General features: G+C 42.8%; 2 protein-coding genes. One reads left to right on the top strand and one right to left on the bottom strand.

Going from position 1 to position 14,271, the window contains the following annotated elements; translation table 11 throughout:
* Positions 1 to 114: 114 nt before the first annotated feature.
* A complete protein-coding gene (locus tag E5A76_RS20755; RefSeq protein WP_161118785.1) occupies positions 115 to 13,218 on the bottom strand; it encodes a retention module-containing protein in 13,104 nt (4,367 codons plus the stop codon).
* Between the two features lie 274 nt (positions 13,219 to 13,492).
* On the opposite strand from E5A76_RS20755, the gene E5A76_RS09575 reads away from it, so the two are divergent.
* Entirely contained in the window at positions 13,493 to 14,143 is a 651-nt protein-coding gene (locus E5A76_RS09575) for a LysE family translocator (protein ID WP_061014848.1), read from the top strand.
* Positions 14,144 to 14,271 lie beyond the last annotated feature (128 nt).

Raw genomic sequence — 14,271 nt, 5'->3', positions numbered from 1 at the left:
TACGCTGATCTGTAACTGTACCAATATTAAAAAGATCGCTTCTGTTATTAGTAGTGATCTTTTTCTTTATCAGCGTCGATACCCAAATTAATTAGGTATCGCAATGACAAAAAGCTAACTGGTACTAAAGCTCGATTGATTAAATAGCTCAGTAATAAGCTGAGTGCTTGTTGCAGTATCTGCTAAGCCTAAATCGGCTGCTTGAATATTATCTAAGGTGATATTTTGGGTATTACTGTTACTGGCGGTTACCGTTAACTCGACTTTGCCACTGGATGCATCAGCATTAATACCTGCTAGTAAATCATCTAAATTCAGCCCATCCCCTGCGCTATCATCTAATACTTCAGTGAGATCGATCTTATCTTCACCCAAAGTAAAGTCGGTGATCACATCCGTTGAGCCATCAATATCACCCAGTTGCCACACAAACAGATCATCACCTGCGTTACCCGTTAAAATGTCGTTACCACCACGTGCATAGAAAATATCATCATCATCACTGCCGATTAAGGTGCGATCTTGATCATCATCGACAATCAATTCACCACTACCACTACCACTAGGTGATGTACTGGCATCTATCGTAGTAACAGTATCGGGTTCAACATTAATGTTTAAGGTGATAGATGTTGCAGATAATAAGCTATCACTACCGACGGTAGATTCGGCTTCCACAGTTAACGTATTGGTGCCAGCAGCAAGTCCTGTGAGATATAAATCCTCTAAGCTGCTAACAGGTACACGATACGTACCTGCTGAAATTTGTGTGCCGACAATGGTGCCATTGCCATCGACCAAATCCCCATCATTTAAACCACTGATAACAACAGACAGCTCATTAGGTGCAGGATTGACCACCGATGCCATTAACCCTATTAACGGTAATAAAGAGCCAGCCACAGTGTGGATATTGGCAGTTTGTGGACGTTCTAACTCAATAATCGGTACATCGGGCAGTGGGGCGACCGTGATCTTGGTTTGAGTACTATCAGTTTTCGCGCCACCCGATCCTGTATTGCCATTATCATTGGTGAGCATGGTTAAAGTGTCGTCACCAAAGAAATTAACATCATTGAGATAATGCACACCTGTGGCTAATGCATCATTCAGGTTAGTTAGCGTGCCCGTTAAGGTAACTGAAGCGGAATTATTATCGGTGACTGTAATTGCAGTGGTGCTTAAAACATTTAATACACCATGTTCAACCGATAAGGTTACCGTCATATTGCCACTTTCAGCATCAACATCTTTCACGCTGATCCCTGAAATAATCACACCTACATCTTCATCAGTATTAATACCGGCAGGTAATGTATTCACAGGGGCATCATTTACCGCAGTAACATCAAAGGTTAAGGTTTTAACCACCGCTAAACTGTTATCTGCCAACACGCCATTATCGACAGAGCGCATATCAAAATTCATGGTGTAATTGCCGTTAGCATCACCGGGATGATAAACCAGTGTATCTAACGTTGTGCCGCCAGAAATAATAATCCATGAGCCATCGGGTTGCTTTTCAGCACTGCCGCCAGCAGGGGCATCAAATGAGCTTGAATCTGGCACATCAGTAATAACAACATGCAATTTTTCAGGGGCATTTTCAGATGCATTAGATTGGGAAGGCACGATGCTATCTGCGTTATCTCGCACCGCTAAATCTAGTGTAATAGTAATAGGCTGATCTTCAGATCCGGTATAGGACGTGGTTACATCGGAATCAATTTTATCGCCGACCGGTAACACCTCAAGATTCACTGTTGCTTCATTTTGCGCAATATCAGTGAGCAAATCTTCTTTGGTAAACACCAACACGCCAAGGGCTAAAGTACCGCTATAGTTTTCCGCTGGCACCACATTCACTCCGGCTAAACTGCCAGATTGCATTCCTACAGGCAGCGACACACTCCACTCACCACCGCCTAAATTACTCACAGGCCCTGTTAATACGAAACCATCAGGCACGTTGGTGATTTTGGCAGAAATGATTTGCTCAGAGCCATCACTGTCACCGACATCAAAACTGATACTACCAAGGCTAATACCACCAGCCTGATCTTCATCGCCCTTAATAGTGGTATCAACCCCAGTAAATTTGACCGGATCATCAATGGGGATCACATCAAAATCAACCGTGGCAGTAAACGTGCCTGTCGCTTGCGCGGTTGCTGGGGTGGTAAAGCTATACGTCACATCATCTTCAACAGTAGCAACCGCAGACATGGAAACATTACCGCTAAAATCTTTCACTGGTTGAAATGGAATATTATCGAGATTTACCTTATCTACCGTGATGGTTTGTACCAAGCTACCATCACTTTGGACAAATGCCCCTTGGCTGGCATCAACCGTCAGTTCAGCCTGCTTTAAACTCTCCAGCCCTTCATTCAGCGTCGTGCTAATGTCTTTTAAGGTAGCTGAAATGCCTAAAACGACTCGACCATCTTCATAAGCTTGCCCATTGATGATCACTTCCGCCTTACCCGTATCAGGTACAGGTTGCTCATCAGCATCAAGCTTTTCTGTACGTAATACTTCAATAGAAAGGGTTGGCGTACCATTTGGTGGTACATCTACTACAGGCTCAATACGTACGGTAACAGGCTTAATTAAGTTTTTAGTATTACCGCTGGTGGTATCGGTGTTAACAATATGCAGATCAAACTGAAAATCACCGGCAAAATCTGTCGCTGGATTTAATGCGATACCACTTAAATCAACGTTACCTGCACCATCGACAGGCACAATCATGACGTATTCGCCATCAATAAAGTCAAAGTCAGTCCCTGATATTGTCACTCCACTTGGCAGATCAGACGCTTTAATAACGATGGTAACAGAGTCATGATTTTGCTCGCCATTAACCGAGCCAATGATAATGTCACCTTCAATCTGATCGCCGAGATTAATAGGATCATCTTCAAACCCTGTTACCACATCAGGATTAAAGACAATATCACCGGCTAATTCGGTGATCATGCTGGTATTAGGGGTAAAATCTAATGTAATGGGAGTAGTAAAGGGAACAAGAGAGCTAACATCACCTTCACCATTATCACCAAGATCTTGCACCTCAGCACTAATGGTTATATCAATCGTAGAGTTAAACCCCGTTGGTGCGGTAATTTTTAAATTGTCTAATTGCGATTCAGGTACCGTCCACGCCCCTGCACCATCGCTGATCCCGCCAATGACCACGAAATCCCCGGGCTCTGCCACTGATTGAGGAAACTTCACCACAATACGACGTATCACTTCATCACTATGATCAATAACGACTGGTGTTGATTCCCCCGTAAAAGACACTCGCCCAATAGAAGCAGCATCGGTTGATAAATCAATCACACCTCCTGTGGTACTGGTGAGCGTGGTCAGAATCGTATCGCTACTATCACGTACCGCCAGCACACCATCAGGCTCTACTACCGCCTGAATATCGACTTCTAATTGGCCAATGATTTCTTTTATTGCAGTGTTTTCACCATCATTATCGGTTTGCTCAACAGTGAGATAGGACTGGAAAGTTAAATCACGATCAGAGTCATGTGGCGCACGCAATTGCAGTGGCTTACCTGAGAGTAGTTCATCACGCTGACTATCACTTAAGGTGATCTCTCCTGCCACCAGCATCAGCGGAGTGCCGTCAATTAATAAGGTGTAATCCGATGGAATACCACCAAAGCGAATTTGCGTAATGGTTTCAGCACTATCGGTAAAACCTTGCGCTGCAGTTGGTCGCCACAAAACAACATTATCTTGATCTTCTAGTACATTGTTATCACTGACAATGGTGTAGTTTGCCGCATCAATAACAGGCTGAATATTAATCAGAATTTTTCGATCAAAACTACGTACATCACCATCATTTTCAGTGACTAATATCTTGGCATCAAGCTCAATATCTTGAGTGCTGTTAAGTGGTGGGATCACCTGAATATCTTTTAGTGATGATAACTCTACTTCATAAATAGGATTGCCTTCAGCATCGTAACCAGCAAACACTAAACTTTGCTCATTCCCCTCTGAGTCTTTTAACATCACACCTTCAGGAATACCCGATAACACCAAGCTCAAGGTTTCTGAATTATCATCCGGTTGTTTAAAAGGGGTTTCGCCACTGACGATTGAAAAATCAAAGACCGCAGCACTGTCTTCATCAATTAAGGTTTCAATGCCTTGGGTCGGATCGTTATTGATATATGCCCATTCATCAACATCTAATACTCCATTACCGTTACTGTCGATATTGATATCAAAAATCGGAATATCCGCGACACCTTTCAAACTTACTTCTAATTGTTGAGTCGGCGTTAGATATTCATCGTTAGCATTCACCACCACATTACTGCTGTTGGTAATACTGGCACTGTCTTTCACCACACCTTGTACTGTGATTTCAAAATCCACATTGCTTTCTGGTGTAGGTTTTAATTGCACGTTGGCAATATCTGCGTAATTAACCTCATAAACGCCAGATCCAGCAGGGCTCTCAACGACCGCTGTACCGTTTAACAGAATTTGTGCGCCAACGGGTAAATTTGAAAAACGTACACATTCGATTTCAGAGCCATCTTGATCGACGGTTTGTGACAAGCTGACATGACTGGCTAAATCAATCAGTTCATCTTCATTAGAAGATACCCGAGTCACTTTTAATGTGGTTTCATCAGCGATGGGCTCAACATTGATAATAATGTCACGCACCACCGAATCAGCCGTTTGTTTACCTGTAACAAACACCACTTCTTCTTTACTTTGCGCCACAGCAGTTAGCTTTATATCACCACTGTAATTGGCATCTGGCGTGACGACTAAACTTCCCACATCAGCGGCAGCAACTTGGTATTGATTATTGCCTAAATCAACCAAGTTATTACCTTTTAACTCACCATGTATATTGCCTTCTCCATCGGGTTCCATGGTGATGATATACGACAAAGTTTCTGAACCATCGGTATCATTCAAGTCAGCTTTTAACTGTAAGCTCACTCCTGTTGAATCTTCATCAATGGTGTAATGCACTTGGGTTTCACTGTCATCCCACGTTGGAATATCGGCGATCCCTTCAACTTTAATTTCAAAGGTTGTCACAGATTCTGGTAATGGTGTACCCGATGTCACCCCCACTTGCGCTTTAACTTCAAATTCCAAATTGCCATTCGCGGTAGAAAAGTCAGCATCAGGAATAAAACTGAGCCCAGCTAAATCGTAAATAATGTTATCTGTGGTGGTAAAATCAGTCACTGGAATAACATAAGACAGCCCATCAGCACTGGTCACAAGTGAGGTGCCATTTAAATAAAAAGTGCCGTGAGTTTCGGCTGGAATAGTGATTAAAACTTGCTGTAAGAACTCGCCACGATCATCATCACCCACATTGATTTTCAGTGAGGCTGGCGCACCACTCGGTGGCTCAATGAGCACTTCACTCGGATCGTCTTCTCGTCCAATATCCTCATAAGTGACTATCGGATCTGGCTCGATAATGATCTGTGCTTCACCATCTTCAATTTGTAAAGTGATGGTACGCAGCTCAGTATCACCATCACCATCGGTGACACGGTAATTAAAGGTGTATTCAAGCAAAGCATCGGTTTGAGTTATATCAGTTGCTGCGGTGAACTTGACCGTCCCATCAGGTTTTATCGACAGTTCACCCAGCAATTGCCCCGGATTAGTAGTATCTCCGCCTTCATGAATAGGAATAACAGTAAAATCGGTGCCTGTAAGGAGTTTTTCTTCACCTAAATCAATCACACTGACGACAGTGGCGTTATCGGCCCCTTCTCGTGCATTGGTCAGTAAGGTTTGTCCTGCAACATTTTCTTCCCCTTCAGATAAAGCGATGGTGATGTTACGTCCATTGGCAATATCATCGACCACAGTCACTCGAATATTGGCAAAAGCACTTTCATCACCATCATCATCAATGGCCGCCACAGGTAAGATAATATCTTTACTGTCTTTGCCGGGATCAGGGTGATCAATCGCACCAAACAGGTTAACGGTATATTCCCCATCTGGCGTAAATATCACAGTAAATATGGTGCGAGTATCAGCAAAGCCAGAGTAAGTACCAATCTCATGTTCATACAAGGTCACGGCTGTACCTTGGCTGGTTAACGTCGGATTAAGCGTGGTAAATAAATCGCTATCTAAGCGAAAGTTATTGATGAAATCACTGCCTTCATCTAACACTAAGATCCCAGATGCACGATCATCACTGCCTGATGGTGTTGAACCTTGATGATTTGGCCCATCGTCACGAATATCACTCTCTTCTACGGTTAAATCTTGAGTGCTGATAATGGTAGGATCAAAACCATCATTAATATTGATCGTCACAGGTACAGGGGTATCTAAATGATCACCATCGGTATCTTGGATTTGTACTTGTAAGTTAATACTGATCAAGTCACCGCTTACTTGTACATAGCCGCTATCGTTACCTTCTTTATTATGATCAAGCGGTAAAAATTGCTCATAGGTCACCAAGACTTCTGCATCTTTACTGCCCACCACATTGGCGGCAGTTAAACTGATAGTAAAATAAGTATTACCATCATATTGGGCGGTTAAAGTGTGGCTATTTTGATCAAAGCTATAGTTAAGTGCTTCACCACCGAATGTCGTCACTTCAGACTGTAATTCACTCAATAAATCATTCAGGAAAGGATTAACAAAAGTCACCGTATCAGGATCTAACCTATCTACTCCTGCTGTTAACGTAAATAAGGCCGAATTCGATACTGGGTAACCATTAGGCGAGCCAATGGGTTCACTAACATCTCCTTCCGTCACATTAATATTAGTGGTGCCTACAAAGTTACCAGTTGGATCTAACCCATCTACAATAGTGATGTTAATTTCACCGTCAGTAGCACTCACATCTAAATCTTGATCGGTAGCGCTAACGGCTAGGGTTATTTCTAATTTATTGGTAGTTTCTGACTGATCTAAGGGTTGATATTGCACCACCCTGTAATCACCAGTTTGGTCTAACTGAACCACTAACACTTCAATGGTGGGATCATCTTGCCTGACTACCGTCACTGTATTACCCACCACATTATATTGCGTGGCATAACCGTTACTGGTCAGTGAGGCTAACGAAGGTTGATCGGCTTTTAAATCAATATGAATGATTTCATCACTGCCAACATTGAGCGCAATATTACCTTCAGCTGTATTAATTTCCGTAAACTCAGTACCAGCATCGGTACCAAAACTTGGCAAATCCCCATCGGCAAGATTAACGGTTAATACAGTGGGATTTTGCAATGGATCATCATCAGCATCATGCAATTGAAGTGGAATACCAATGGCTAAATTGGCTTGCGTCATGGTTACAAGCCCTGTGGTGAGCACATCATTAAGATGATCAATCGGTAATGATTCTACCAGTTGAGATTGCAGCTCGACGTTACGTCCGTTTTGCACCGGAGTAATGGTTAGCTCAAAGACGGTATCTTTCGCTGCATTGTCTTTGGTCATTACCAGTGAGATCACTTTGCTGATGGCATCTTGGGTTAGCGCCACTAATACCGCTTCACCTTGCGAGGTGATCTGTTCTAATGCGGTTTTAATGGCAGTGATGTTATCAGCGGTTAACAATAAACTGTTGGCAACTAAAATATCATTGGTTGCAGGAACGGTAGTGGTGTTATTCGTCGTAACAGGATTGGTTGATGTCGACGGGCCTATCGTTGGTGGAATTAAATCCCCTTCAACCACATTAAAATCAGCATTGACTCCATTCGGATCGACACCATCTTTAATGATAAGTTGTAGTGTTGCTACATCACTTTTATCCCCATCAAAATCTTCTAGCTGAACACTCAAATTAACCACGTTTTGGTTCGGTGTGACGGGTTGATCAATTGGAAGACTTTGGCTAATGGTGTAACTGCCATCTGGCGCAATAGAGACACTTAACACTTCTGTGGTAGTTCCAGCTAATTGCACTTTAAATTGATTAGGCGTTGCGGGATCAAACACCACTTCAAGTGCAACTCCATCACTGGTGATCCCCGTGAAGGCTTGGCTTGGGTCAATGAACAAGACTTCTTTTATCGCATCACTGTGACTGCCATACACCAGCGAACCCGTAATTTGTTGTGGCTGTGTAATCGCACCATCAAAGCCTTCTGTCCACGTTATAGATTGCTCATTAATGATAGGGGCAATACCATCGCGAAATACCATTTCAACATTGACGGGATCAACCAATGGATCAAAGTCCGTATCATGCATAGTGATAGGTACCGTTACCTTAATATTACCCTCATCTACTGAGACATAGGTGCCATCTGAAAATTTGGTAGGATCGTGATCTAATGGCTGATACTGAGTTAATACCATATCCACTTTAACGTTATTACCTTGCTGGATAGGCGTTAGGGTTAAATTAAAGACCTTCGCTCCACCTGATAGCTCATTGACTTCAACTGTTAGCACCCCATTTGGCGCATTGGTCACATCCACTTTTACTGCTTTACCACTGGTGGTTAATTGCTGTAATTCGCGACCTAACGTAAAAAAGACAAAATCAGTGACATTTAAACTAGAAGGTACCAATGCATCATTTACCGCAGGGACAATAAAGCTACCTGATGACGCAACAGGATAGCCTTGATCGTCACTGGTTGGGTTTAAGTCTCCTTCAGTGACTTCAACTTCAGCAATAACACCTGCGCCTGTTGGGTTTTCTCCATCATTTATATGAATAATAAGCTGACCCACATTGCTGTTATCGCCGTCTTTATCTGTGACTGTCACATCTAATGCGAGGTTATTTACATTGGTTTCAAAGTTTTGATCTAGCGGCCTATCTTGCTCAACGCTATAGCTCCCATCGACATTAAACGTAACGGTTAATACGTTTTGCTCTGAGGTAGTGCCACTGGCAGGAACATAGAGTTGTAATACATTATCGTTAACCCGATAACTGGTCGCTTGAGCGTTACTGGTTAACCCATTTAAGGTTGGCTGAACGATGGCAATATCCACATGGTCGATATCATCACTGCCAATTTCAATCGGGATCTGACCTGGTTTAACCTGTGTTGTCATGATCTCGGTATAGTCGGTTCCGGGATCTTTCCCTAATACTGGATCAACACCGTCTTTAACAATAATGACTAACTCACCTTGGGCTTTATCACCATCATAATCTTGTCCTGTGATAGCAATTTTCAAGGTGTCTTCATTTGATTCAACAGGCTGATTTAATGGTAAATACTGAGTTACAGTGTATTTACCATCAAGCCCAATTACGACACTTAATACCACGGAATCATCACTGGCTAATCGCAGGGTGAGATTATCACCGAATGATTGAACATAAGTTTCAGTACCATTACTTAACCATCCCATTAAGCCTGTTTGGACGCTATCAAAAGTAATGGTTTCAAGATTATCACTGCCCAATTCAATCCCAATTTCACCCTCTGCCACACTTGCTGTAGCCCCTTTTGTCGGATCAGTGATTGTCGTGCCCGCATCAATGTCAAACTCAGGGTTAGCCCCATCTTTTACGCTAATGGTCACAATGGCTGGCTGAGTAAAAGCATCATCATCACCATCATGCATCATCAACGGCACTGCGATGTCTAAGGTATCGTCTTTTAAAGTGACATAAGTACCACCGCTATCCAGCTGTTGATCAAGCGGCAATAACTGTTGCCATTGAATTTGCAACTCGGCATCTCGTCCATTTTGAACAGGCGTAATCACTAAACTAAAAACATCTGCTTTCGTGACACTGTCTACTGCCGTAATGGTTTGCGCGCCACTAACACTGTTTGCGGTATGCAGAATAGTTAATGCTTGCCCTGATGAGCTTAAGCTACCCAACTCGTTTTGTAATTCAGTCAATACACTGGGAGTAATCGATAACGAGGTAGCAACAAGACTGTCATTAGCCGCCACTATGGCTAGGTTTTTACTGCTTTCTATTGGGTATAACGAAGTTGATGGCGCACGAATTGGCGCAGCGAGATCCCCTTCCACCGTGGCTATAGTGGTATTGGCTCCCGTTGGGTTTTGACCATCGGTGATGACTAACGTTAGTGTGGCATCATTACTGCTATCACCATCAAAATCGACCACATGATAAGGTATCGCAATGGTATTCGTATTGGGGGTGACAGGCTGATCAATCGGTAGATACTGAGTAATATCATACTTACCATCCGTGTCGATGGTGAGTGATAACACAGGCGTGGTAGTCCCCGTTAAATACAAGATGACTTCATTGGTTTGCGAATCCGCCAGTCTCGCATCTAACGCAATACCATCACTGGTTAAGCCAGCAAAAGCAGAAGTAATATCGCCTAATACTACCTGTTTAATTTCATCACTGTGCAGCTCAAAACTTAACTGCCCATTGATTTGTTGCGACTCTGCAACTGTGCCTGAAAAATCTTCCGTCCATGCTTTGGTTTGATCGGCAATCACGGGCGGTTTACCATCTTCTAATGTGATCACTGCATTTACAGGCACAACTAACGGATCGAAATCACTGTCATGCATTTCAAGTGGCACTCGGATATCAATGCCATCCCCCGTCAGTGAGACATAATCACCACCTGAGTACACAGTAGGATCGTGATCCAATGGTTTTAATTGTTCAACGTCTATCGTTACGGTGACATTTTTAGGATCTTGAGTTGGCATAAAGCTAATAATAAGCACATCAGCATTGTTACTGTCTTTGCCCACTAAGGTCATAGTGCCATTAGCACTCTCAGGGGAGAAACTAAAGCTCATGGCTAAACCTGTCGCAGTCAGTTGCTCTAACTCACTAATCAGTTGTGATTGCACATTTGCAGCCATCGTTAAGCTCGATGCCACTAAATCATCATTGACCGCTGGAACAGTAAACTGAGACTCAGCTTTTACCGGGTAACCACCGTTTTCGGTTGTCTCTGATAAATCTCCCTCTATGAGCGTGACATCAGCAGCAATGCCTTCACCTGTTGGGTTCTCGCCATCATTAATATTGATCAACAATTGCCCGACATTACTGGTATCACCATCAGCATCCGTTACCGTTACATCAAGGGCGAGATTATTCACATTGGTATCAAAGTTCTGATCCAACGGTTGATGCTGAACAACGCTATAGCGCCCTGTGGTTTCAAGAGTCACAGTCAGTACAGGTTGTAGAGGCTCACTGCCTGTGGCTGGTACAAATAGCTCAAGAACATTGCCTGAGATAGTGAAATCCGTCGCTTGCCCGTTACTGGTTAAGCCATTTAAAGTGGTTTGCTCTGCGGTGAAATTAGCTTGAAGGATATCGTCACTGCCAACATCTACCGTGATTTGACCATCAAAGGTTTGCGCTGCCATGGTCTCAGTAAAGGTGATCCCTTTATCGGTATCGATAACAGGATTAGGCCCATCAACAATGGTGATATTCAACTCGCCCACATTGCTTTTATCACCATCGGTATCTATCGCAATAACACCAATAGCCAGCTTATCTTCATTAGTATTAACCGGTTGGTTTAAGGCTTGATATTGAGTAACGATGTAATCACCAGAAGTATTGATCTCAATCGTCAGCACATCAGTTTGTGGCGCATCAGCAAGACATAAGGTAATTTTATTACCCTCAACCACATACACCGTCGGCTTATCATTACTCAATAGCCCAACTAAGGTTTGCTGCTCAGATTCAAATTCCATTGCCGCAATTTGATCACTTCCCACATCTACAGGTATACGCCCTGCTACAGTTTGCGGTGTAGCAATATCTTGGTCTTGCTCAACAATCCGTGTGCCTGTATCAATGCCTAATTCAGGGTTAGCGCCATCATTAATATTAATGATCAATTCACCCACATTACTAACATCACCATCTCTATCAGTGGTGGTCAGTGCTAAGGCTAATTGAGTTTGATCTAATGTATTTTCTTGGTTCAGAGCTTGATATTGGCTAACGGTGTAACGCCCATCAGTATTGATTTCAATGGTTAATACCAACGACTGATTATCACTACGAACAACCGTAATAACACTGCCTGACACGCTATAGCTGGTGGCAACATCATTACTCAATAATCCCTCTAACGTAGCTTGTTGCTGGGCAAAGGTCATTACGCCAATTTCATCACTGCCAATTAAGACTGGGATTTCCCCCGTCACCACTTGAGGCGTGGTTATATCACTATCTTGCTCTGTAAATGTGGTGCCATCATCAATACCGAGTCCGGGGATTTTTCCATCTTCAATCACAGCGACAAAATCAATCGGGGCTTTAACAAGGTTGCCATTACTATCTGCAATTTGAACAGGTAAAGATAAACGGATTTGCTCACCATTGATCACAATCGGTGCACTAGTAGATTCCCCTGCAAAGTGATCTAGCGGTAAAAATTGTGTCACTGTCATGGTGACATTGGCATCTCGTCCATTAGCCAACTCAGCCACCAAACCTATGGTGAGTACCGTACCCTGATCGCTACTGCCTATGATTTGATTACTTACGGTGTCATAGCGAAAGGTCATTGGGCGATCACTGGATGATATTTTCTCCGTCATCAATGCCAGCAACCCAGCAAGTTGTGTCGTTTCAAATGACACACTATTGGCATCTAAGGGCAGTGTTGCAGCCGCAACAGAGACACTGGCACTGTCCGATACAGGATACGTGATCGGCACTAAATCCCCTTCGACAAAGAAAAGATCATCATCAAATTCGCCACCATCAGGCGGCAATATAATTAACGGTGTATCTTGTTGGCGAAGAGAAGCTGGCACATAAGCAGTATCAAACCCCGCTTTAGCTAAGATCTGATCATTGTCATAAGGAATCGCAATAGAATCGGTAATAGATGAGCTTAGATCACCAGAAGCACTGGGGGTTGATGCAGGCCCCGCCGCCGTTGCTTCTTGTGTTTTAGTGGGATCTTCCCCACCAAGAATAGCCGCTTGCAATGCTGCTATACCGGGATCTAAATCAGGCTCAGGCAAAGGGAGATGTATTAGCTTTTGGTCAGAAAGACATGCCTTACAATGTTGGTTCAGCCACAGATCTGTACCATCGAGATCCACTAACACTTCGCTGCGATCAGCAAAAAATAACACCGCTCCAACAGAAAAACTATCGCCAACTTTAACGGGAACATAATCACCATTATCGGTCAGAACAAACACTTGCCCCTTTACTTGTTCAATAACGATGTTTTGATCAACATTTATTCTAAACACTGCGCTTTCCCCTTAGCCAAAAGGATCTTTTAAGTATGAATCAGACGCAGAGTTTTGAGGTTATTCACACCTCTTAAATGTAAGAATGTAATAAGTTTGTTACCATCAGCAATTGATAAACAATATAAACCTTCAAGTTAAAAACAAAATTCAAACATATGGATTACAAAATAAGTAAATAGTGGAAAATTAAACCAATAAATACGCAAAACAAATGAATTAATCACTATCGAAAGGTAAAATATGTTCCCCTGCTCAACTTAGTTAAAAAACCATGATTGATTTAAACGTATTACCCCTCTATTTAACTGCGGTTATCGCACTGTTATTAATTCCCGGTCCCGACATGCTTCTGATTGCCAGCTCAAGCCTAAGCTATGGGCGTAAGGTTGGTATCTTTGCCAGTTTAGGTAATGCGACATCAGGTATTTTATTAACCATCATGGCTGCTATGGGTGTATCAGCATTAATTGCCGTGAACCCAATCGCACTGCAAGTACTTCGTCTACTCGGTGGTGCTTACCTATTAAAGATGGGTTGGGATTGTTTACGTACGCCACCAGCCGATGCCCCAGAAGAGCTAAAGAAAAGCAATAAAATGGCCGTCACGCTTTACCGCCGCGCTGTATTTAGTAACTTGCTTAATCCAAAAGCGCTGATTTTCTTCGTTCTGTTTTTGCCACAGTTTGTTTCGACTCATGTAACAGCGACTTCTGGTCAACAAATGCTGGTACTTGGCTTACTGCTTAACGTACTTGGCTTATTGTTTAACTTATTCCTAGTGACCACAGTCGGTACATTTGGTAAATCACTACTGAAAAGTGAGAAATTCCGCGCTAACCAACATAAGTTCATGGGACTGATTTTCTTTGTACTGGCAATCTGGCTATTAGCATCACAGCTACCTAACCCTGTGACTCACTAATTAAGCAAAAAGCACAACGAAGCAACAGCTTATTATTTAATCTATAACGCCATCTTTTTTAGATGGCGTTATGCTTTTTAAGAGCATTAAATTGTTAATTAACAATAATGGAATACGTAGAGATCATT

The organism is Photobacterium lucens, from assembly GCF_009873615.1.
In the GTDB taxonomy this organism is placed as follows: Bacteria; Pseudomonadota; Gammaproteobacteria; order Enterobacterales; family Vibrionaceae; genus Photobacterium; species Photobacterium lucens.
Note: the sequence above shows the minus strand (reverse complement) of the source record. Positions and strands in the feature narration are given on the sequence as shown.

What these genes read in the sequence shown, in the direction of transcription:
- E5A76_RS09575 (WP_061014848.1), top strand. Translation starts at nt 13,493, where the DNA reads ATGATTGATTTAAACGTATTACCCCTCTATTTAACTGCGGTTATCGCA.